The sequence below is a fragment of the Pseudoalteromonas spongiae UST010723-006 genome, from assembly GCF_000238255.3.
GTDB lineage: Bacteria > Pseudomonadota > Gammaproteobacteria > Enterobacterales > Alteromonadaceae > Pseudoalteromonas > Pseudoalteromonas spongiae.
Genome location: NZ_CP011040.1, coordinates 423,369 through 444,370, shown reverse-complemented (window position 1 = coordinate 444,370; position 21,002 = coordinate 423,369). Strand labels below are relative to the sequence as shown.

Here is a 21,002-nt window from a genome sequence, read left to right as displayed (position 1 = left end):
CCTAGCCTTTTCCTGGTATAAAACCAAATCAAACTGCTGTAAAAAGCCAACTTGAACCGTCAACGGGCGCTAACTTACGACTTGTTTCATAATTGAACGCAGCCAAATGTGCTTTTCATTAGCCCGCGAACGTTTTAACCACAACATAGAGATATCAAAATCCGGTACCTTAATAGGCGGCGTGACGCTTTGTAGTGCATCGTTAGGTAATGAGATTTCGGCCATGCGCTTTGGCACAATCGCAATAAGCTCTCGCTCCAACAGCAAACGCTGTACGGTTAAAAAGTTACGACTCGCCACAGTCACCCTGCGTGTTAAACCATCTTCACTCAGCAAATTATCTACTTGAGTGGTTAAACTACCGTCAGGGCTAACAATCGCATGTTCAATATTGGCAAGAGTATGCTTTGTGATTGGCATAATGCGTTTGGCAAACTCTTTATTTAGCAAACACATGTGTTGCTCGCGATACAGTAACTCGCTTTCAAACGCATTATGTAAGTTAGGAATGCTGCCAATCACCAAATCAAGTGATTCTTGCTCACTAAGCTCACGGTAATTCACCCTATTTACGTTAACGAAACTAATTTGCGCATTAGGCGCTTGCGTTCTAATTAAATCGAAAATAGCCGGCGCAAAAATATACTCAGCGTAATCGGTTAAGCCGATTCGACAAACCCCTTGATAAGTTTTGGCATTAAAAGTGTCACGCTTTAATACCTGCTGTTGCACTAATTGCAGCATCGACTCAATACTCGGATAAACCGCATGAGCAAAGTCTGTTGCCACCATTTTATGGCCCACTCGCACAAACAGTTCGTCATCAAGTAATATCCGTAAGCGCGATAAACTGTGACTCATTGCCGATTGACTAACAAAGTTCTTTTCTGCCGCTAAGCTAACGCTTTCAAAACGATACAAATACGAAAAAGCCACCAGCAGGTTTAAATCGACATTGCGCCATTTCGTTTCTTCAATTGACACCATCAATCAATCCCATTCAATTCATATTTATTACAAATAATATTAATTGGATTAATTGTATCGCTTTTTTTAAGCTTTGCGCAGGTTTGATAACACAGATATTTATGCGCGTATGTTCAGTATTTTTAAAACGTTCTTTTTACTCGGCTGGGTTAGTTTCGGTGGACCTGCCGCCCATATTGGCTACTTTCGCCAGACCTTCGTCACTAAATACAAGTGGTTAAGTGATGAAGAGTATGGTCAACTGATTGCGCTTAGTCAGTTTTTACCCGGCCCCGGTTCAAGCCAAGTAGGCTTTGCATTAGGGTACAAACGTGCCGGTTTACAAGGTGCGATCGCGGCGTTTGTTGGCTTCACTCTGCCATCAGTGATTATTATGCTTGCGCTTGCGATCACCTCAAGTGCACTGGTTAATAACAGTATTTTTGAAAGCATTGTTCACGGGTTAAAGCTACTCGCCGTTTTAGTAGTGGCCGACGCCACATGGGGTATGTTTAAAAACTTCTGTAAAGACACTAAAACCGTATTTTTGTGCATCGCTACAGCATGCGTGTTGCTTGTAAGCCCTACCCTTAGCGCGCAATTTGCCGTGTTAATTGGCGCAGCGCTTATTGGCGCGGTTGCATTAAAAGGTAAAATACCGGCGACACATCAGCAAACTTTTAAACCTAGCCTAATGCCATTGCTGTTGTTTATAACCTTGTTGCTTGGGCTGCCATTAACTGCATCTTTTGCACCTGAAATAAGCCTATTTAATGACTTTTATCAGGCCGGTAGTTTGGTATTTGGCGGTGGTCATGTGGTACTGCCTTTATTACAAAATATTGTTGGCGACCAATTATCACAAGACGCTTTTATAACAGGCTACGCTGCGGCGCAAGCGGTACCTGGGCCTATGTTTACCTTTGCCACCTATATTGGCTATGAACTATTTGATAATGCACCAGTTATCGGTGCGCTAATCGCTACCTTAGCGGTATTTTTACCAGGCTTTTTACTGTTATTAACTGTGCTAAAAGACTGGCAAATACTCGCTAACAAACCAAGTGTAAGTGGTGCGCTTGCAGGCGTTAACGCCGCGGTTGTAGGATTGCTGATAGCGGCGCTTTATACGCCTATTTTCACAAGCGCGGTAACTGCGCCAAAAGATATTGCTCTTGTATTGATTGGCTTTATTATTATGAAGCAATTAAAACTACCCATTATATGGTTAGTTGTTAGCTTTATGCTAGGCGGATTAGCGTTAAGCGCTATTTAGCAAAGTAAACGGTGCAAACGCCGCTAATTGAAATTTGCGTTGGTGTAGTATTTTACTTATGCTAACGCTTTTTTGCGCCAAATTATGAACTGTATTTCTTGCCAAGCCCCATTCAAATGCGAAAGCCAACAAGGCAGTTGTTGGTGTTTTTCGCTTCCCAATATTTTACCACTCACTAAAGACGCCAATTGTTTATGTAAAGCATGTTTAATCGATAAAATTAACGATGAACTAGCACGTCTTTACAAAACGAAATCAAATAGCGAATTAGTTACGCTTGCAGCGCAATATCAAAACCAGTTTCCCGTTGAAAAGTTAGATTATTATTTAAATGAAGACGGTTATCGTGTGATGACGAAATGGGCGCACTTAAAACGCGGTTATTGCTGTGGTAATGGCTGTAAGCATTGCGCTTACTAAACAACCTGAGTTTAAGTTTTGTTGAACAGCCCAATAAATCAAAATCACTGAGCGATAGATAGCTACTGAAAAAGTGCACCTCAAAAGGTGCACTTTTTAGCTTAACGGTAGAACGCTTCAACCGTGCCTTTTGATTTTATAAGCATAGGTTGGCCGTAACGATCTAACGCTTTTGGCGCAGCAGTTTTAATCCAACCTTCACTGATGCAATATTCTTCAACGTCCGAGCGCTCTTTACCGTTGAAACGTATACCAATATCCAGCTTTAACACTTCTTCAGAGTAGAATTTGCTGCGCGGGTTAATTGAAAGACGATCCGGTAATGCTGGTAAATCTGTTTTATCGTTCATAGTTATTTCTTTATTACGTATTTAATTTGCGCCATTGTAGAAAATTGACCGTATACGCTCAATAGCAAAGCACTAAATTAATCGAGAATTGTAAAAAGCGGTGCGGTAATAATCATTTACACAAAACAATTTGTTAGCAATGTGCTTTTGCTTCTATAGTAAGCATATTGGCCAAATAATTTTAAACCTTAACGCGGCCAATAATTTGAAGTAAGAGAGTGTGCGTATGAGAAAACTCATTAAGAATAAATGTGTCTCGTTTTACTTACTAAAACCCGAAACCTACCTGTTTGGTAAACACCACTTTATTCGCAATAAAATTAAAGCTGCGGGCTTTAAAATAATCGGTAAACAGAAAATTCAACTCACCTTTTCGGATTTAATGGCACTTTACCCCAATTTAATGGCGCGCATTACTATGTCGCTACGCGTACCATTTTTAATGGATTTGGACATGTACTTTGTTGAAGGCGACAACGTGGTGCCACGCCTAAACGCGCTAAAATACGATATTAGGCAAGAATTATCAGGCGCAAAATTAGGTGGTTTTTTACATACTCCAGATAGCCCAACAGAGCTACAACAACATTTATCTATACTGTTAAAAAATCAGCCTTAATAAACGTAAAAAAGCAGCCAATCGGCTGCTTTTAACTTTTCATATGTTCAGTAAATTACGCGGCGTTATCTTCAATACCTACGATAACCCAAGGTGCATCTTGCTGTGACAAGCTGCGCTCTAGGTGCCAAATTTCATCAATTGGCTCTTCTTGCTTATCGCCTAAATCGCGGTATTTACCACGAAAACGTACACTGATTTCCCATAACATAGGTGATGTATCAGCACGTGCTAGTTCTGCATCGATAAACATCACTTCAGTTGCTACTTCTTCAACCTCTGCTCGCTCTTGTTTTAGTTCAGCTAACAGTTGCTCACTTACGTACTCAGAAATCACCGTAAAGTCGTTACCATTCCATGCTTTTTGTAACGTATGGTAGTGCTCACGAGCACCTTGCAAGAAGCCGTTTAAGTCAAAATTAATCGGTAAATTCATAGGTACCGATTGGCTTTGTTGTGCAAAGCCTTGATTGCTAAACTGTTGCGGCGCAGCGTGTGACGAAGGAGCTTGTTGCATTGGCGGTACGCCTGCAAACTGCGGTTGGCTTTGCGCCTTTTTCATCATAAATGCTTTAAATAACTTAAATAACACAAACGCAACAAGCGCAATAATAATGAAGTCCATAAATTGGAAACCTTCAAAATCGCCACCTAGCATTGCTGCAATTAAGCCACCGGCAAGTAAACCACCTAAAATGCCGCCCATTAAGCCTTTTTTAGAAGATTTCTTCGCCGGAAGCGTTGGGTTATTTGTATCAACTTGCTGTTTTTGTTGTGTTGTTGTGGTTTGTTTCGTTTTACCTTTGCTTTTGCTGCCAAACTTTTTACGTGCTTCAGCATCAAACGAAAAAGAAAACATTAACGCAACGAGTGCGAAAAACCATGCGAATTTTTTCATTAAATTTTTCCATATTATTAAGCTGCGAGCATTCTAAAAGCGGCACTTTTAGAGTCAATAGGTTAAACCAATATAAAGTGGTTAATTTTATTGAAAATTTCATTAAATTTTTTCTAAACAATAAATGCAAAGCTCACTATGTTGTGAGCTTTGCACTGATCGAATGAGTAGTTACCGAACGCCCTATCACCTTGGTGAGAGAATATGCGTTTCTAGTTGTTGATTTAACTCATCGATATTTTGTTGGCTCGCCTTTCGTTCACTGTAACGGTCTAGCAATAATCCATCATGGTCCCGCAGTAAAAAAGTAAATCGCATTAGCTCTTCCATTACATCAACAATGCGGTCGCGAAAGCTCGAAGGGTTCATCACGCCATGACTATCAAATTCTTGATAGGCTTTTGCAATCGACGATTGATTAGCAATTGTAAACATGCGCATCCAACGCCCTAACACGCGCATATTATTGAGGGCATTAAAGCTTTGCGAACCGCCTGTCACTTGCATTAGTGCAAGTGTTTTTCCCTGTGTTGGCCTACGTGCACCAGATGACAAAGGTAACCAATCAATCTGGTTTTTAAATACCGCAGACATATTGCCGTGAATTTCTGGAGAGCACCAAACCTGCGCTTCAGACCATAACGCGAGTTCTCGCAGTTCTTGCACTTTCGCATGTTCGGCCGACGCGTTGTTATCAAATACCGGCAAGCCGGCGGGGTCAAACACTCTGACATCTGCCCCCATATATTCAAGTATACGAGCCGCTTCTAGTGTAGCGAACTTACTGTACGAATTTTCTCTTAACGAACCGTAAAGCATTAAAACCTTTGGTTTATGTCTGCTCATCTCTTTATTTTCAGGTGTTAAGGTGAATGTTTCGTTTTGTAAAAAAGACATAATTACTACCTAATTCAATTAATTTACACACAGTAAGACGCTTGGCTGTTAAAAAAGACGAAATAAACTTCGTCTTTTTATGAAAAATAACGTCTTATTTGTCACACTTTGTAGTAATGATAAAAATGGTAGTAACTGTCGTGAATATTGAAGAAATATGGCTTGAATATCAGCACGCATTAACGCGCTTTTTAAAAAAGAAGGTGGCTAACAGCGCTGATGTAGAAGATTTAATGCAAGAAATTTTTATTAAAACCCATAAAAACCTGCATTTGCTAAATGATATTAGCAAACTCAAGTCGTGGCTTTTTCAAATCGCTAACAACACGATTATTGATTTTTATCGTGCCCGCGGAAAACAACATGAAATACCAGAGTCGCTTACTACTTCTGATAACGAAGAGTCAGTACAACAAGATTTAGTCGATTGTTTAACGCCATTTATTCAACACTTACCTGAACCACAGCGCGCGTTGCTTATCGCGGTTGATTTAGAAAATGCCCAACAAAAAGTATTAGCTGAACATATGGGAATTCACTACTCCACGTTAAAATCGCGTGTACAAACAAGTCGAAAAGCCCTTAGAGAACTGTTTGACGAATGTTGCCATTTCGAATTTGATACTTTTGGTCGCGCTATTGATTATCAACGTAAATCATGTAACAACATAAAGCCAAAGCAATTAGAGTAAATCAGCGCATTACAAAAGGATATTGCATCAGTATGCTGTTACGCCAAAATACCGCCCCATTACTTTGCCTAACACTTTGTTTAGCACTCGCTGCCTGTGCAAAATCCCCCTCAAACGCTACAACACCTGTGCCTAAAAACAAAGTAAACGTATCAAGTAATAACTCTGTGGCGAATGCGCTTTATCAACAGCTAGATGCTTGGCAAGGCGTGCCATACAAACTGGGTGGTACATCAAAAAAAGGCATTGATTGTTCGGCGTTCGTGCAAACCACCTATATTGACCGTTTTGGCTTTTTATTACCGCGCACTACCCTTAAACAAGCTGAATTTGGCAACAAAGTGAGTAAAACAGGCTTACAAGCGGGCGATTTAGTGTTTTTTAAAACAGGTTTTCGTACTTATCATGTTGGTATTTATATTGAGGATAATCAGTTTTTACATGCCTCAACCAGCCAAGGAGTTATTGTGTCGTCGTTAAAAAATAGCTATTGGCGAAGCGCTTTTTGGCAGGCAAAACGCATTAACTTTTAATAAAGGCCCTAAACTTCAAATAAAAAAGAGTTACCGCACTTGCTTTAACATAAAGCGTACGATAACTCTTATCGGTTAGGTTATTAAATCACAATTGATTAATTGAAATTAACCGTTACTTCATTTGAGCAAACATCACCTGCCTGACAAACTTTATAGGTAAAGTTTGTTTCAGTTACACCACGGCTAAAGTCACGATAAACACCCACATTTTCTACTGTTTCATACAATTCACCATTACGGTAAACGTCAACAGTACCTTCTGTTGCGCCATCGATTAATAACTCAACACGCATAAAGCCTGTGCGCGATAAGTTTGCACGTTTCACATCAACCACAATGTTGGCGTCTGAGATCTGAACATCTTTACTCGCAGTATCACTTAAGCCTTCTGCATCAGTTGTGGTTAATGACACGCTGTAATTGCCCGCCGCCGCATACGCATGAACTGGGGTCGCTTCAGTTGATGTATTGCCATCACCGAAGTCCCACAGATACGACACAATATCATTGTTGCGATCACTACTTGCGTTTGTGAACATCACATTGTAGCCATCACGCTCAAAGGTAAAATCAGCAACCGGTGCTACTGGCGCAACATCGCCAATTGCACTGAAGGTTAATGACCAGCTGTCTAATGAGCCTGTGTCTGCGCTGTAGGTATCTTCAACATGTAAGGTCCAATCGCCAGCGGCATTTTCACCATTGAAAATAACAGCTTCATACGTTTGGTTAATATTGTCACTCGAACCGCCCGATTTATTGTGCAGTGTTGTCACAGTGCCTGTCGGTGAAGTAAGGGTAACAATTAAATCACCAATGTAGGTGTGAGTAATATTAACCGTCGCGAGTGTGTTAAAGATAGTGATTTCATCTGGCACAGTAATGACAGACGATGCACCCGCTGGATCATTGTCTGGAATTGATACTGCGTCGTTATTGTCGTAAGTGAAATCAGCGAGCCCTTGTGGGTTAACATATAAACCAACTGTACTTGATTTCTCTAACGCGCCACTTTGACCTGTTACCGTGAAATTATAATCACCCCACTGCGTATCAGCGGCAGTAGGCACAGTTAGCGTAACAATCTGACCCGGTGTAGCAGTGTTAGTTGACAGTGCAGCACCAGCAATTGATGAGTCTAAAGTAAGTGTTACTACGTCATCCCAATTCGCAACAGACGCAATTTCAAACTCATACGTTGCTGTTTGACCTGCTGTTACGGTTTGTGATGTTGGGCTTGTGATCAATCTAAATCCAGGCTCAGGATTAGACTGTTCAAGTGCGCTGTATACGTTTAATCGCGTACCAGCAACCGTTTTACCTTGCAGTGCCGCGTTTGCATCACCTGAGTTCATTAATAACTCTTTTAACTGTAATGCACTCAGCGTTGGGTTTAACGATAATACTAATGCTGCAGCACCTGCAACATGTGGTGTTGCCATTGACGTACCTGAGTAAGTTGCATAGCCATTGCCTGGCACAGTAGATAAAATACTTGAACCTGGTGCACCCATATCAACGCTTGTTAAACCCCATTGTGAGAAATTCGACATATTATCTGAGTGATCAGTACTTGCTACAGCTAATACGCTGTCATGCTCGTAACTAGAAGGGTAATGAGGGTTTGCGTCGTTATCTACCGCGTCGTTACCTGCCGCGGCAACAAATAAGATATCAGCTTGTTCAGATGCAGTGATCGCGTCAGATAGCGCTTGGCTAAAGCCACCGCCACCCCAGCTGTTGTTTAGTACCTTGATATCGACACCAGCATTTTTTAAGCCAACCATGTAGTTGATACATTTAATTGCATCTGAAGTTGAACCCGTGCCTTGTGCTGATAAGAACTTACAACCAACCATAGATACAGAGTGGTTAACACCCACTACACCTTGGCTATTGTTACCCGTTGCACCAATTGTGCCCGCAACGTGGGTACCGTGACCTTGGTCATCCATTGGGTCGCCCACATCGGTAATTGCATTTATACCGTGAATATCGTCAATGTAGCCATTGCCATCGTTATCGATGCCATCGCCTGCGATTTCATTTGGGTTAACCCACGCATTGGCTTGAATGTCTTCGTGTGTATGGTCAACACCCGTATCGATAATGCCCACGACAACGTCGCGACTACCGGTTGAGATATCCCAAGCCTCTGGCGCATCAATATCGGCATCATTTGTGCCACCGGTTTGACCTGTGTTGTGAAGGCCCCATAAATCACTGAACTGTGGATCATCAGGTTGTGCATTAATCGACACAATATGATCAGGCTCTACATATTCTACTGCTGGGTGATTTTGCAGTTTTGATATTGCGCCTTTTACATCGTTATCATTCAACGTGTATTGCGCCATACGACCTTTAAGAATGTGGTTATAACGATCATCTATTTCATCAAGGTTTGCATCTGAAATAGTCGCAGCTACAAGCTTACGTGCAGCTGCTTTATCTGCTGCGCGAGCATGTTGTTTGTACACAACAATAACTGAGTTATTTTTGTAACCGTCAGCGCTTTTAACCGCTGGTGTCGCTGTTGCTGATGCGCTTGCCACCAAAGGAAGCAAAGCAAGTGAAATTGCAGAAAGTTTCGCTTTCATTATTGAAATTCCATTTTTTATAAAATGTACGCTCGACAATCGAGCACCTATCTCAACAACTCTTCAATCTAAATTTTTAAGCAACCTTTTTATCAAACACAGTTCCCAACAAAGGCGCAAGCGTTAATATAAATAAAAATCAACAAAACCTTTAACCAGCTGATTTTTATTGGAATTAATTTCATTTGGGTGTTTTTGTTCAATTAAATATGACTGTTTTATGACTAGCACTTTTTTGGTAGCTGGCCTTTCACAAATATTTAACGCCACCGTAAAAAACAACATAAGCTATTGTTTATTAGCTGAAATTCAAGAAGCACAAATTTGGCTGATAGCGCTCGCTTTCGTAAAAATAGTAATTTAATCGCTGTCGTGTTCTTACTCTAAAATTCTGTGATGAAAGCAAAACTCTGTAAAACTCAATCTGGTATATGCAAATCGTTAGGTACGATTTTGCGCACCTCTGTATTTTACTTAGCGGCGCTTAGTAATTCTCACTTAGCATTAGCGAAGGACCTACAAGAATCTCCTCTTTCTCTCAGTCTAAATACTTCCCTGCAATACCGAGTAGGTGCGCAACAGCATCAAGTGGTTATCACTCAGTACGGGATTTTAAACAAAGCAACAGTTAATCAAATAAACGAAACGTCCAATCAAGCGCATGTTACCCAATACGGTACTAACAACGAAGCTGCGTTGTTTCAGTATGGCGCAAATAACGTTGTAAACCTGTTACAACAAGGAAATAACAACCAAGCACACATACTGCAACAAGGCGACGGCAATACCGCCAATATCTCTCAAGCTGGCGAACAAACCTTTACAGTTCAGCAAATAGGTAACGGTATTGAAGTGAATGTGACGTTTTACAAGCAATAATTTTACAGGAGAAACTCCGTGAATAAGAATAAATCTTTACTAGCCTTAGCTGTAGCACTGGCTGTTGGCTCTACTTCGGCAATGGCAAGTACAAAAGACGACAGTAAATCGGTTAAAGCAAATAACACTGTGCAAAATGTCGCAAACACTATGGTTGTCAACCAAACATCTGAGACCGGTGCTGCTTTTGGTAACGATTTAGTTGCACTGCAAGAAGGCGATTTGAACTACCTTAAAACTGAAACGCAAGGTAGCGCGAACAGCACGCAAACCACGCAAGTGGGCACTTCTAATATCTTGCTGTTAAACACACAAGGTAACGACAACCTTGAATTGTACGACCAAAATGGTTCATCACACATTGCACTAACTGAGCTAACAGGCGACGCAAACCAAATTACGGTAAATCAGTCTGGCGCAGGCTTTTTTGGTATTTCTAATGAAGCGGTAAACATTGTGACAGGCGATAATAACGATATCACAATTGAGCAAGGTGACGGCGGTCATTGGGCTTATAACCAAGCAATGGAAGGCAACGACAATACGGTTTACATTAATCAGTCGGGCGTTTGGAATGAAACAAATCTAGAGAGCGTGCAAGGCGATGTAAACGATATTGAAGTTGAACAGTCTGGCTTTTGGAACGTGCTTGGCGTTCAAGAATTGGTTGGCCACAATAACGAACTAAGCGTAAATCAACAAGGCGATGTGCAGCGCGTTGTAATTGGCTCAGTAACGGGCGACGATAACGACATCAGCATTGTACAAGAAGGTGCTGAGAATGATTTCACAGCAGCCATTGTTGAAGGTTCAGATAACACTGTTTCAATCGACCAAGAAGGCACAGGCAACAAGTTTGATAGCACTTACATTATTGGCTCTGATAACGAATTAATCGTTGAACAAAATGGTGACGGCAACGAATCAAGCAGTGACATTGTTGGTGACAACAATGATTTCCAAGTAACACAACTTGGCAATGACAATAGCTCGTATGTTGGCGCAATTGGCGATAACAACGAACTAATCGTACACCAAGACGGTGACGCTAACGCAAGTCATCTAGCACATTTCAATGGTAGCGATAACGACGTTAACATCACGCAAGTGGGTAACGAAAATAGCAGCTATGTTCAATCGTCTTACCCTGATCAATCACTTACTAGCTACAACAACGACATTAACGTGCAGCAGCTAGGTAATCAAAACGAATCAGCGGTGACATTTAGCACAGCCGTAGACAGCAATGACAACACGCTTGATATTGCCCAAAACGGCGAAATTAACTCGCTTGATCTACTAATTGAAGGCAGTGGCAACATGCTTAATATCGCGCAAACAGGTAACTACAACATGATTGGCGGTATGGGTACCGGCGGATTTGTAGTGCAAGGCTCTGATGTTGAACTATCAATTTCACAAGTTGGCGACGGCAACTTAGTGGATGGTGGTATTTACAGTGCATCAGGTAGCGTAACTGTAACGCAAACGGGTGATTACAACACTGCAACAATTATTCAGCAGTAACAAAATGGTAGGGCCGTTCGCGGCCCTTTTCTAATGCATTCAATTATAAAACTAATCATAACGCTAACGCTTTTAGGCGCCTCTTTTAGCCCGCAAGCAAATGGCGAAGATATTGAAATTAGTGGCCTGTTACTCGACAGAACATTAAGTCGCTCGGGTAAAGAGTTTTACCACTCGTACAGTTTGTTATGGCAAGACATGCCAAGCACTACTGGCATTAATGTCGTAATAAAAGAAGCGGTTGTACCGCGCGCTGGTACTAAATTGTTTGTTGAAGTTAATAGCAAAGCAATTTATGCCACTTACATGGGTCGTCGCATCGAGCCAGTAAAAGATAAAGTAGAACAAGCGATTTTCGCGACAATTGACGCAATCGCCAAGTCTAAGTTTTCTGAGCAAAGTGAAGACTTAGCAAGCAGTGGATGGTAACCATAAAAATGATAAATAAAATAATAGTAAGCAGCGTTTTATTGGTATTTTCAAGCTGTGTTGTCAGCACCGAGTTAGTGTATACGCCGGTTAATCCAAGTTTTGGTGGCAGCCCGCTCAACGGCGCAATGCTGCTGAACAAAGCACAATCACAAAACAAACACCGTGCGCCCATCAACGAAAAAACCTACGCCGAAAAATTTCAAGAATCATTAGAGCGTTCTTATATTAACCGCATGGTGCGCGAAATAACCGATCTCGCGTTTGGTGAAGGTGTAGAAGACAGCATGTTCAATCAAGACTCCATTTTCACCAGCGGTGACTATGAAATTCAAATCTTAACCAGTGGTAGCGACACCATAACGGTGCAAATTACCAATATGGTTACGGGCGAAGTTGTGGTTGTTGAAGTACCGAGGTTTGGCGAATGATTTGGCGTGTATTTATTAGTATTGTGTTGGTGTTATTAGCCGGTTGCAGCACCATTAAAAAAACCTTACCACCCGAACTTGAGGTGGCACAGCAGCTTGCTCAAACAAAAACCTTCAGTGAGCTAAGCGGTCTTCCCGCGCCTGCTGGCAGCATTCCCGTATCAGTTTATTCTTTTCGCGACCAAACCGGACAATACAAACCGCAAACCAATGTCAGTTCATTTTCTACCGCAGTGACGCAAGGGGCGAACTCGATTTTAGTACAAGCATTGCACGAGTCAGACTGGTTTATTCCAGTTGAACGTGAGGGCCTGCAAAACATTCTCACCGAACGAAAAATTGTGCGTGCAGCGCTATCCAACAAAGAAGATGAAGCTGCTCAATTACCGCCACTTACCACAGCAAAAATTATTCTTGAAGGTGGTGTGATTAGCTATGACTCAAACGTAAAAACCGGTGGTTTAGGTGCCGAATATTTTGGTATTGGTGCATCTGAGTTATATCGCGAAGACATTATTTCAATTTACCTGCGCGCGGTTGATGTACGTACCGGGCAAGTGTTGCTTTCCGTTGCAACCACCAAAAAGGTACTCAGCGTAGAAATGCGTGCAGGCTTTTTCCGTTATGTAAGCTACAAGCGTTTAGCCGAAGCGGAGGCTGGCTTTAGTGAAAACGAGCCAATGCATATTTGTGTCAAACAGGCGATTGAAAAAGCACTCTCTGAATTGGTGCATAAAGGTATTGATAAAGGGGTGTGGACAACTAAACAGCAAAGCATTGCACTTGCTAAAACCCGCCAACAAAAACAGCTGCAACTTGCTGCATTAAAAGCAAAACAGCAAAAAGCACAAAGTGTAAAACGTAACGTCGCACCAAGCATTTCATTTATGGTGCAATTTAGAACGGCAACCGCTGAAATCGAGCCGCTGTATAATACCCAATTAGAACAGGTATTAGCGTTATTATCACAGCAAAAATCAGCTCACGTTGAATTGTTTGGTTACGCCGACAAACGTGGTGACGACCAAAGCAATCATGCGCTCTCGCTTGCTCGCTCAAATGCCATCGCCAACTACCTCATTACTAACGGCATAGCCAAAGAGCGCGTAAGCATTATGGCCCGTGGTGATGATGATGCGCATTACGACACAGCAGATAACGAAGGCTTGTTTTTCGACAGACGTGTGATTATCAATTTAAAGTCAAGCTAATTACACGAGGTGAAAATTAACACGCATCATGCCGACTTAAACAAGGTAAAAAGTTGGCATGATTACTTTTTGACTTAACCTAAATACGCACTAGTTGGAATAACCAAAAACCGATTCGAAACTTTCACCTTCGTTTAACCGCTCGATGCCTTTATAAAACGTTTTAGGGTCTATGCTCTCAAATGCAACTCGTGATGCTTGATAAGCCCTTGTGTCACTTGGCGAAAAATCGGATAACATTGTTACTTTTTCTACTATCGTATTATCAAGCGCAATATTTTCTAATTTTAGGGCGGCTCTGTAATCAACGTATGTGCCAGCCCCTTCCAACAACCATGGTTTTATTTTGAAGGTTTGAGTTATAAAATTTGCGCGATAAAACACTTCTGCATGAGACGTTTCGTGGGCAATAACATCGACATTGAGGCCTTTAGGCCCAATAAAAACACACTCTCGTGTTAATGAGCTTCTGGCCATGCCTGTTGGGTTAAAGCCAAATTGAGCACTCTTTTTTGTCACTATATAACGAGGTGTTGAACTCATATCACCAAAAGCTGCACTCACTCTTTCTTTCGCTTTATCAACAAAGGTTATCAGGGCGTCTCGTTCTGTTTGACTTACTGTTGCATCAACATAAATTTCCGCATCAATTTGCTCAAATCCAAGCAGCGGCGCGGCCTCGCATGCAATCCCATGCTTATTGTAAAAAAGCATAGATGACAGTACCAAAACACCTGTAGCGGTCATCGCTAGTTTAAATAACCTCATCTATCCTCCGTTAAACACTTTTTTTGTTTCCAAGTAATAATTTTAACATCATAAAGTTGGTGTATTGCCCTAAAAACGAGCATAAAAAAATCCGATGCTGTTAGTTCATCGGATTTTGCTCGTTTTATGCTAAATGTCAATCACTTAAGCGATTGCCATAACTATCCAAAAGCGCTATTTCTTGGATTTAACTTTGGTGACTAATATCAATGCCGCTTTTAACCAGCGAAGGCAAAAACTGCTGTGCCCAGTTAACCAATTCAATGCGGTTTCGCGCTTTAGTTTTGCGAAACGCACTGTAAAGGTGGGTTTTGACCGTATGATCACTAATATGCAGCTGCTCAGCAACGTCTTTATTTTGTGCGCCTTGCGACACCAAGCGAATAATTGTGCGTTCGCGGTTAGTAAGCTTATCTAACGCTTCGTTGTGCCCGCTACTATCTTGCCGTTGCAACTGTAGCGCCAATAGATTTGAAAATGCATCACAAATTGCACCACGTTGAAACCACAACTCGCTATTCAGTACTTTTTGTATGCCTTTAAACAATACATCAGGTGTATCGTTTTGGTAAAAAACACCTTTAACATTAGCTAGCAGCAGTAATTGCTCGCAAATATTATCTTTATGCGCGTCATAAATCACTACTTTATGATGACGCGCCAGATTAATAAGCGCGCTGGGCAACATATCATTCCACGGCGCATCTTTAGCGCAAATTAAATACAGTTCTGCACTGTCCGATGAATCGATTGATGCTGGGAACAGCGACTCTACCTTTACGTTTAAGCACAATGTTTCGAGTACTTTAAGTAGAATTTCCGTTGTGTTTTGTTGTTGCGCATTAGCGGCAACTTGTAAGTAAACTTGAGATTTCGTCCTTGTCACTTATAACGTCCTTTAGTTAATTGTCATAAGAATGCCATATCCAGATTATGTGATTTTACACAGCAAGTAAAACAATAAGTTATAACAATATGTAATTAAAACGGGTACTAAAATTCTTTTCATATTGAAGTAAATTAACAACTTTATACTAGAAAAGCGTAAGGCATAAAACGCAATTAAACGTTAGTTGTAAATTGTCGATATTTAAACGTATTTAATCACGCTTAAAAATGATAAAAGCACCTCGTTAACTTTGGTGTAAGCATTTGATAAATTAGAACTTAACTATTTACTCTTTGTTTAGGTTACTTGTATTCTCGCGTTTTATTTTGTACTTGAGGCAGGCAATCAAGACGTCTAGATATCATTAATTCTTAACATCTGGCCAGCTAAATTTTTAACTTTCAATAGAGGGTAACTTTATTTTATAACCGAGCCCTTTACTCGCATCACGGTAACACTCAATACTTCCATTAAGGTCTTGGGTTACGTTATTGTACGCAATGTGCAAACCAAGCCCTGCATATCCGCGCTGCCGTTTTCGAGTATAGAAAGGTTCAAATATCCGTTTTTCATCGCCAACCTGAATGTTTTTACCGTTATCATAAAAATTTATTTCAACACCTGAGCCTACTTTAGATAGTTCACAGGTTATTTCTACATACGGTACATCAGCATGCAGTAACGCATTTTCTACAAGAATATTAAATACCTGTGCTAATGTTGCCGCAAAGCTAACTAACTCCGCATCACCACTGATGGTTAAGTTGGCGGTTTCGGGGTCACGTTGCAGCGTGTTTAACGCCACTTTAAAGCTTTCTAATAATAGGGTCGCAAGGTTTATCACAGTCGGCTTTTGTGCGCTATTTTTACCGGCAAGTAGTTTAAAGCGCTCTACCAGTTCACCCGCCTTACCAACCCCACTTTCAATCAATTCGCTACTATTATTTACATCATTTAAGAAACTCTCAAACGCTTGGCTTGATAAGGTTTTACTTTTAAATTGCGACTCTGTAGTCACTGTTTGCATTTTAAGATGGCTTACGGCAGTGATCGCAGTGCCGAGCGGGGTATTTATTTCATGGGCAAGCCCCGCAACCATGCTGCCTAACGCTGCGTGTTTTTCGGCTTCAATAATATACTCTTGAGCAACTTCTAATTTTTCAATTGTATGCATCAGTTGCTGGTTCATTGTTGCAAGTTCAGTCGTTCTTTGTGCAACGCGCTGCTCAAGCTCACTGTTTAACTCTAATAGCGCAACTTCTTGTTGCTTTAGTTTGGTAATATCTCGTTGCGTTCCGGTAATGCGCAATGCTTTACCATGCTCATCGGTATCAACTACTTTGCCCCTATCAAGCAACCAGCACCATTCACCTTGTTTGTCTAGCACCCGATAACTCGCTTCAAAAAACGGCGTTTTATTGCGAATATGGGCGTCAAACGCATCGGTAAGTGATGAATAGTCGTCGGGGTGCACAAACTCTTTCAGTGCTTTTGCATCAAGCCCGGATGCATTTGATGAAAAGCGCGAGTGTGTCGGTAAATTTTCGCGCGTAATTTCGCCACTAGTTAAGTCCCAGTCCCAGAGCGTATCGCCGCTGCCCCAAAGAGCGAGGTTGAGTCTTCGCTCGCTTTCTTCTAATGCTTTACGCGCTTTGATCTCTACTTTTATACGATTATGCTGCTGCACTTTTCGATAAATTAACCAGCTAATAATAAAAATAACAACCAGGGTAAAAGCGCTCCAGTTTCGGTGTGTTTCTACCCGCTCTAACTCGGCCTGCTTTAACTTACCCTCTTGCTGAGCAAACTTTAGTTTTTGCTGGGCGTTAAATAATTGATTTTCTACAATTAAGGATTCAAGTCGCTGTTGGCTTTGTTTATCAAATAAGGCCGATTTCAACCCTTGATAGACGATTAATGCATTAAGTGCTTTTTGGTAATTTTGCTGTTGTTTTAACGCGTTCACTAAGCCTTCATAGGCAGCAAAGGTCACGACATTTTTTTGCACAGCCTGACTCAGTTCAATTGCGTGTTGATAGCTATTTTCAGCTTTTACAAAATCACCTTGCGCGAAGTAAATATCGCCATATTCAACCCATGCTTCCGATATACGTGCTTTTGAATTTCGTTTTTGGTAAATCGTCATGGCATTGTCTAGATGCGTTAACGCTTGCTCTAACTGGTTGTTTTGTTTAGCTATGCGTGCTCGATACAAATAAGTAGAACCAAGTAACATGGTATTATTAAGCTTTACCGCAAGGGCTTGTGCTTCATCTAAGTAGCGCTGCGCTTGTACTTTATCGCCTTTTAGTCGATACGTTTCGCCCAAGTTGTTGTAGGAATACACCATGCCACGCTGATAACCAATTTTTTCTTTAAGAATGAGCGATCGTTTATGTAAGTTAATCGCTTCATCATAGCGGCCTAAGTCTTTATAGATAATTGCGGTATTGTTGTAAGTAATTGCAACTCGCCTTTCAGCCTGAGTACCCTCTAATGCTTTAAGTGATTTAAGCATATTTTCTAGGGCTTTATCGAAATCCCCAATTGAACGATAGACCGAACCAAGGCGACCATAGCTCACAGCGAGCATGGTTTGATCTTTCATTGCCTTAAAAACAAATTGGCTTTTGTATAGCGCATCAAAGGTATTTTTGTAGTCATTTATCAGTAGATACGTATCTGCGAGGGTTTGATAAGCCTTACCAATATTTTTGTTATTACTGTCTTTGGGATAAAGTGCAATAACTGCATTTAAATCATTGAGTGCTTGTGTATATTTTGTCGTTTCACTGCTAATAACAGCGCGCACAAACAAGGCAATTGCCTGTGTGTCAGCTGACACTGAGCCATTACTGATTATGGTAAATGCTTCTGCTAGCAGGGCATTAGCTTTTTCAATTTCGCCTATAAATTGATTCGCCTGAGCGTAATAGCTTAATACTTTAATTTTCTCTTCATGGCTAAGCGCTTTTTGCGTTAGCTTGTTGTCTTCTATATAACTTATGACTATTTTTGGACTGTTGATGGAATTCTTTTTAAGAAAATGGATCACGTCAGAAATATCGGCGTTATTTTTTGGCAGCGAAACCTCGTTGGCATGCACAAAAAACGCTAAGCTACACATAACAAATAACCAGAATACACAACGTGACATAGCATTAACCTAAGGCTGATCCATCTAAAGTGTAGACCACTTTTTCGCCCTATGATGTGCACAAAGGTAAAGTATAGAGGTAGATTGACGGTTTTTTAAAAGGGAGATAAAGGCTTGGCAACTGTGTATTTGACAAGCCCAATAGCCGTATTACTTCACATGAAAGCGATTTACTAGGCTGCGTAAATCTTCCGACAATGCAACGAGTTGCTGAGAGCCTTCCGCTAATTCATCGGCAGAGCCAGCAGTGTGTTTTACCGAATCACTAATGCCCGTAATGTCGCGGTTAATCTCATCGGCGGCATCATACTGAGACTGCGCAGCATCTGAAATTTGTGAAATCAATTGCTTGACTTTGCTAACCGCACTACTAATGTCATCAAACGAGTTATGTGCTTTTTCTGCCTTTTCGATAGCGCCTTGTGAGCGCGTAACACTGCTTGCCATTTTATCTGACATCAAGCGGGTTTGTTCAATTAAGCTGTTGAGAACTTTATCGATTTCTTCGGTTGATTCGTGTGAGCGTTTTGCCAGTGTACGTACTTCATCAGCAACCACCGCAAAGCCACGGCCTTGCTCACCTGCACGCGCTGCTTCAATCGCCGCATTCAATGCCAACAAGTTAGTTTGTTCCGCAATTCCACGGATCACATCAAGTATCTTGGTGATGTTTTCACTTTCTTTTTCAAGTTGGGTCATGGCCTGTGACGATTCGCTTAACGAGTCGTTTAAACTAGTTACTTCATTCACCGCGAGCCTAACATCATTATTACCTTCATCAGCAAAGTTTTCTGCTTGCACAATATCACTCATAGCAATAGTGCAATCATCAGAGACTTGTTTTGCTACGTCAGCAAGTGTCGCCGTGCCTTTTGCAGCTTCTTCACTGCTGCCTTCTTGTTCGTGACTTGCGTTCATAATCTCTGTGACTTTTGCGCCCGACACCGTAGCCGCATCATTTAGAATTTGTGATTTATGATTTATATCTTTAACAAGATCGTTAATTGTAGATAGGAATTGATTAAACCACTTTGCTAACTGGCTAATTTCATCATTGCCAATCACATCAAGGCGTTTCGATAAATCCCCTTCACCTTGCGCTATTTCTTTAAGACCTTCGGATACTTTTTCGATTGGGTAAACAATGCGATTCGCTAAAATAACGCCAACCACTACAAATAATGCAATCATTATTAATGCGATAATGCCAATAAATACCTTCATTTCTGATGCAGATTGCAGAATTTCATCTTGCTCTATTACAGCCACAAAACGCCAATTTAGATCATCTGAAAAATACGTGGTTGCTTCTAGCGTGTTATTACTGGTTTCGATGGTAAATGATTTGCTTGATAGGTTATCCGCAAGCGATGTATAAATCGGTGACGACAATTCAGAAATAGCTTTAAAATTGTTATCAGCATTTTTTGGGTCGGCAAGCACAGTGCCCGAGCCATCAACCAAAATTAAATAGCCTGTTTCCCCAATATTAATGCTCGATACAATATCGGTCAGTGTGGCTAAGGTCACATCAAGGGATTGCACACCAACAAATTGTCCATTGTCGTTACTAATCGCTTTAGCTACTGACACCATGGCTTGCCCTGTTACGCCTTGATAAGGTTCGGTAATAACGGTTTTTCCTCTGGCGCTTTGTGCTAATTTATACCACGGGCGTTGGCGCGGGTCGTAATTTCCAAGTGGTTCTGCTGGGTATTGAATAAACCCGCCTTGTTCTGTGCCCAAATAAACAAACAGCAACTCTTGATGGGTTTTACCAAAGGTTTCATACAGAGTAAAAATATCCGCCTCGCCGGCCACTGCTGCCAGTGGGTCCATCGACTTTTCAGCGCCCATATATGTGGTGACATCTGTTGGCACATTTTTTACAACATTGGCCTGTGCTAAAAAGTCAGCATTATGTTTAACTTGTTGAAAAAATAGATTAAAGCCTTTTTCTACTTGACGGATCTCAGCATGGGTTGTTGCTAAAAACCGAGTGAAACCATCACTTTTCGCCTGCGAGAGTGCGAGCATAGCGATTGCCAGAATAGGCACAATTACGGTGATGGCGAATCCCGCAATTAACTTAGTGCGCATTTTCATAATACTGCCTTTATTATTGTTTTGTATAACAGGTTACAAATTTAATATACCTATTTGGTATCGGTATTAACACTCAAAATGTTAACGATATTTACACCTGAACATAACATTCAATAAATAAATATTAGAGCAAACGATTGCATTACGATTTATGTATTAGCAATGCGGCATACGAATTGATATGAAGTACTCGGGAACTGGTTATCTTTATTAATATTTTAAGCATTGACTATTTATTTCATTAACGAAACAGAATGAGTATGGTTTGCTGCTCTAAATTAATGAAATTCCAATACAGGCAAGGGAGAAAATCACCATTGCCCTTAGGAGCGAAAATGCACTATTCAACGT

At 41.1% G+C, this 21,002-nt stretch carries 19 protein-coding genes and 1 pseudogene; 11 read left to right on the top strand and 9 right to left on the bottom strand.

Annotated features, from left to right (window positions below):
• Positions 1-69 precede the first annotated feature (69 nt).
• Complete coding sequence (locus PSPO_RS16275) at positions 70-987, bottom strand: LysR family transcriptional regulator (protein ID WP_010559499.1); 918 nt, start codon at positions 985-987, stop codon at positions 70-72.
• A 109-nt stretch (positions 988-1,096) separates the two neighbouring features.
• Between PSPO_RS16275 and chrA the strand changes: the two genes are divergently transcribed.
• The gene (gene chrA / locus PSPO_RS16270; RefSeq protein WP_010559500.1) at positions 1,097-2,242 is read left to right on the top strand and encodes a chromate efflux transporter; all 1,146 of its coding nucleotides are present in this window, start codon (positions 1,097-1,099) and stop codon (positions 2,240-2,242) included.
• Positions 2,243-2,326: 84 nt separating this feature from the next.
• Complete coding sequence (locus PSPO_RS16265) at positions 2,327-2,662, top strand: C1orf53 family protein (RefSeq protein ID WP_010559501.1); 336 nt, start codon at positions 2,327-2,329, stop codon at positions 2,660-2,662.
• 101 nt (positions 2,663-2,763) lie between these two features.
• On the opposite strand, the gene PSPO_RS16260 is transcribed toward PSPO_RS16265, so the two are convergent.
• Positions 2,764-3,012 (bottom strand): DUF3297 family protein, encoded by a 249-nt coding sequence (locus tag PSPO_RS16260; RefSeq protein WP_010559502.1) that lies wholly within the window; start codon positions 3,010-3,012, stop codon positions 2,764-2,766.
• A gap of 226 nt (positions 3,013-3,238) precedes the next feature.
• On the opposite strand from PSPO_RS16260, the gene PSPO_RS16255 reads away from it, so the two are divergent.
• Positions 3,239-3,631 carry a hypothetical protein gene (locus PSPO_RS16255; RefSeq protein ID WP_010559503.1) on the top strand — a complete coding sequence of 131 codons (393 nt, stop codon included), beginning with the start codon at positions 3,239-3,241 and terminating at the stop codon, positions 3,629-3,631.
• 55 nt (positions 3,632-3,686) lie between these two features.
• Here PSPO_RS16255 and PSPO_RS16250 read toward each other — a convergent pair whose 3' ends face one another.
• Entirely contained in the window at positions 3,687-4,529 is an 843-nt protein-coding gene (locus PSPO_RS16250) for a Tim44 domain-containing protein (protein ID WP_010559504.1), read from the bottom strand.
• Positions 4,530-4,715: 186 nt separating this feature from the next.
• A complete protein-coding gene (gene arsH, locus PSPO_RS16245; protein WP_010559505.1) occupies positions 4,716-5,426 on the bottom strand; it encodes an arsenical resistance protein ArsH in 711 nt (236 codons plus the stop codon).
• A gap of 125 nt (positions 5,427-5,551) precedes the next feature.
• Between arsH and sigZ the strand changes: the two genes are divergently transcribed.
• Together sigZ and PSPO_RS16235 are read left to right on the top strand one after the other, a co-directional pair.
• On the top strand, positions 5,552-6,118 hold the full coding sequence (gene sigZ / locus PSPO_RS16240) for an RNA polymerase sigma factor SigZ (RefSeq protein ID WP_010559506.1): 567 nt from the start codon (positions 5,552-5,554) through the stop codon (positions 6,116-6,118).
• A gap of 32 nt (positions 6,119-6,150) precedes the next feature.
• Positions 6,151-6,651 carry an NlpC/P60 family protein gene (locus PSPO_RS16235; RefSeq protein ID WP_010559507.1) on the top strand — a complete coding sequence of 167 codons (501 nt, stop codon included), beginning with the start codon at positions 6,151-6,153 and terminating at the stop codon, positions 6,649-6,651.
• A gap of 98 nt (positions 6,652-6,749) precedes the next feature.
• Here the strand turns inward: PSPO_RS16235 and PSPO_RS16230 are convergent, their stop codons facing one another.
• Positions 6,750-9,254 carry a S8 family serine peptidase gene (locus PSPO_RS16230; protein ID WP_010559508.1) on the bottom strand — a complete coding sequence of 835 codons (2,505 nt, stop codon included), beginning with the start codon at positions 9,252-9,254 and terminating at the stop codon, positions 6,750-6,752.
• 453 nt (positions 9,255-9,707) lie between these two features.
• Here PSPO_RS16230 and PSPO_RS16225 point away from each other — a divergent pair, with 453 nt between their 5' ends.
• The 6 genes and pseudogenes from PSPO_RS16225 to PSPO_RS21905 all read left to right on the top strand — a co-directional run bounded on the left by PSPO_RS16225 (position 9,708) and on the right by PSPO_RS21905 (position 13,731).
• Complete coding sequence (locus tag PSPO_RS16225) at positions 9,708-10,133, top strand: curlin subunit CsgB (RefSeq protein ID WP_233430573.1); 426 nt, start codon at positions 9,708-9,710, stop codon at positions 10,131-10,133.
• An 18-nt stretch (positions 10,134-10,151) separates the two neighbouring features.
• Positions 10,152-11,660, top strand: a complete 1,509-nt coding sequence (locus PSPO_RS16220; RefSeq protein ID WP_010559510.1) for a curlin — start codon at positions 10,152-10,154, stop codon at positions 11,658-11,660.
• Between the two features lie 33 nt (positions 11,661-11,693).
• Positions 11,694-12,089, top strand: a complete 396-nt coding sequence (locus tag PSPO_RS16215) for a CsgE family curli-type amyloid fiber assembly protein (protein WP_010559511.1) — start codon at positions 11,694-11,696, stop codon at positions 12,087-12,089.
• A gap of 8 nt (positions 12,090-12,097) precedes the next feature.
• Positions 12,098-12,520, top strand: a complete 423-nt coding sequence (locus tag PSPO_RS16210) for a curli assembly protein CsgF (RefSeq protein ID WP_051320898.1) — start codon at positions 12,098-12,100, stop codon at positions 12,518-12,520.
• Positions 12,517-13,287: pseudogene (locus PSPO_RS21910) on the top strand (CsgG/HfaB family protein); the annotation flags it as partial. The gene PSPO_RS16210 and the pseudogene PSPO_RS21910, both read left to right, overlap by 4 nt.
• A 120-nt stretch (positions 13,288-13,407) precedes the next feature.
• Entirely contained in the window at positions 13,408-13,731 is a 324-nt protein-coding gene (locus tag PSPO_RS21905; protein ID WP_233430577.1) for an OmpA family protein, read from the top strand.
• A 90-nt stretch (positions 13,732-13,821) separates the two neighbouring features.
• On the opposite strand, the gene PSPO_RS16200 is transcribed toward PSPO_RS21905, so the two are convergent.
• From PSPO_RS16200 to PSPO_RS16185, 4 genes are all read right to left on the bottom strand, one after another.
• Positions 13,822-14,499, bottom strand: coding sequence for a hypothetical protein (locus PSPO_RS16200; RefSeq protein WP_010559514.1), 678 nt, complete (start codon positions 14,497-14,499; stop codon positions 13,822-13,824).
• 187 nt (positions 14,500-14,686) lie between these two features.
• Positions 14,687-15,385, bottom strand: coding sequence for a helix-turn-helix transcriptional regulator (locus PSPO_RS16195; protein ID WP_010559515.1), 699 nt, complete (start codon positions 15,383-15,385; stop codon positions 14,687-14,689).
• Positions 15,386-15,782: 397 nt separating this feature from the next.
• Positions 15,783-18,545, bottom strand: coding sequence for a tetratricopeptide repeat-containing sensor histidine kinase (locus PSPO_RS16190; RefSeq protein WP_010559516.1), 2,763 nt, complete (start codon positions 18,543-18,545; stop codon positions 15,783-15,785).
• 150 nt (positions 18,546-18,695) lie between these two features.
• Positions 18,696-20,651: a methyl-accepting chemotaxis protein gene (locus PSPO_RS16185; RefSeq protein ID WP_010559517.1), complete on the bottom strand. Its 1,956-nt coding sequence runs from the start codon at positions 20,649-20,651 to the stop codon at positions 18,696-18,698.
• Between the last annotated feature and the right edge of the window lie 351 nt (positions 20,652-21,002).

Excerpts from the sequence above, each read along its gene's own strand:
- PSPO_RS16185 (WP_010559517.1), bottom strand. The coding sequence starts at position 20,651 with ATGAAAATGCGCACTAAGTTAATTGCGGGATTCGCCATCACCGTAATT.
- PSPO_RS16215 (WP_010559511.1), top strand. The coding sequence starts at position 11,694 with ATGCATTCAATTATAAAACTAATCATAACGCTAACGCTTTTAGGCGCC.
- PSPO_RS16255 (WP_010559503.1), top strand. The coding sequence starts at position 3,239 with ATGAGAAAACTCATTAAGAATAAATGTGTCTCGTTTTACTTACTAAAA.
- PSPO_RS16250 (WP_010559504.1), bottom strand. The coding sequence starts at position 4,529 with ATGAAAAAATTCGCATGGTTTTTCGCACTCGTTGCGTTAATGTTTTCT.
- PSPO_RS16265 (WP_010559501.1), top strand. The coding sequence starts at position 2,327 with ATGAACTGTATTTCTTGCCAAGCCCCATTCAAATGCGAAAGCCAACAA.
- PSPO_RS16235 (WP_010559507.1), top strand. The coding sequence starts at position 6,151 with ATGCTGTTACGCCAAAATACCGCCCCATTACTTTGCCTAACACTTTGT.
- PSPO_RS16190 (WP_010559516.1), bottom strand. The coding sequence starts at position 18,545 with ATGTCACGTTGTGTATTCTGGTTATTTGTTATGTGTAGCTTAGCGTTT.
- PSPO_RS16200 (WP_010559514.1), bottom strand. The coding sequence starts at position 14,499 with ATGAGGTTATTTAAACTAGCGATGACCGCTACAGGTGTTTTGGTACTG.
- PSPO_RS21905 (WP_233430577.1), top strand. The coding sequence starts at position 13,408 with ATGGTGCAATTTAGAACGGCAACCGCTGAAATCGAGCCGCTGTATAAT.
- chrA (WP_010559500.1), top strand. The coding sequence starts at position 1,097 with ATGTTCAGTATTTTTAAAACGTTCTTTTTACTCGGCTGGGTTAGTTTC.
- PSPO_RS16230 (WP_010559508.1), bottom strand. The coding sequence starts at position 9,254 with ATGAAAGCGAAACTTTCTGCAATTTCACTTGCTTTGCTTCCTTTGGTG.
- PSPO_RS16275 (WP_010559499.1), bottom strand. The coding sequence starts at position 987 with ATGGTGTCAATTGAAGAAACGAAATGGCGCAATGTCGATTTAAACCTG.
- PSPO_RS16210 (WP_051320898.1), top strand. The coding sequence starts at position 12,098 with ATGATAAATAAAATAATAGTAAGCAGCGTTTTATTGGTATTTTCAAGC.
- sigZ (WP_010559506.1), top strand. The coding sequence starts at position 5,552 with ATGGTAGTAACTGTCGTGAATATTGAAGAAATATGGCTTGAATATCAG.
- arsH (WP_010559505.1), bottom strand. The coding sequence starts at position 5,426 with ATGTCTTTTTTACAAAACGAAACATTCACCTTAACACCTGAAAATAAA.
- PSPO_RS16260 (WP_010559502.1), bottom strand. The coding sequence starts at position 3,012 with ATGAACGATAAAACAGATTTACCAGCATTACCGGATCGTCTTTCAATT.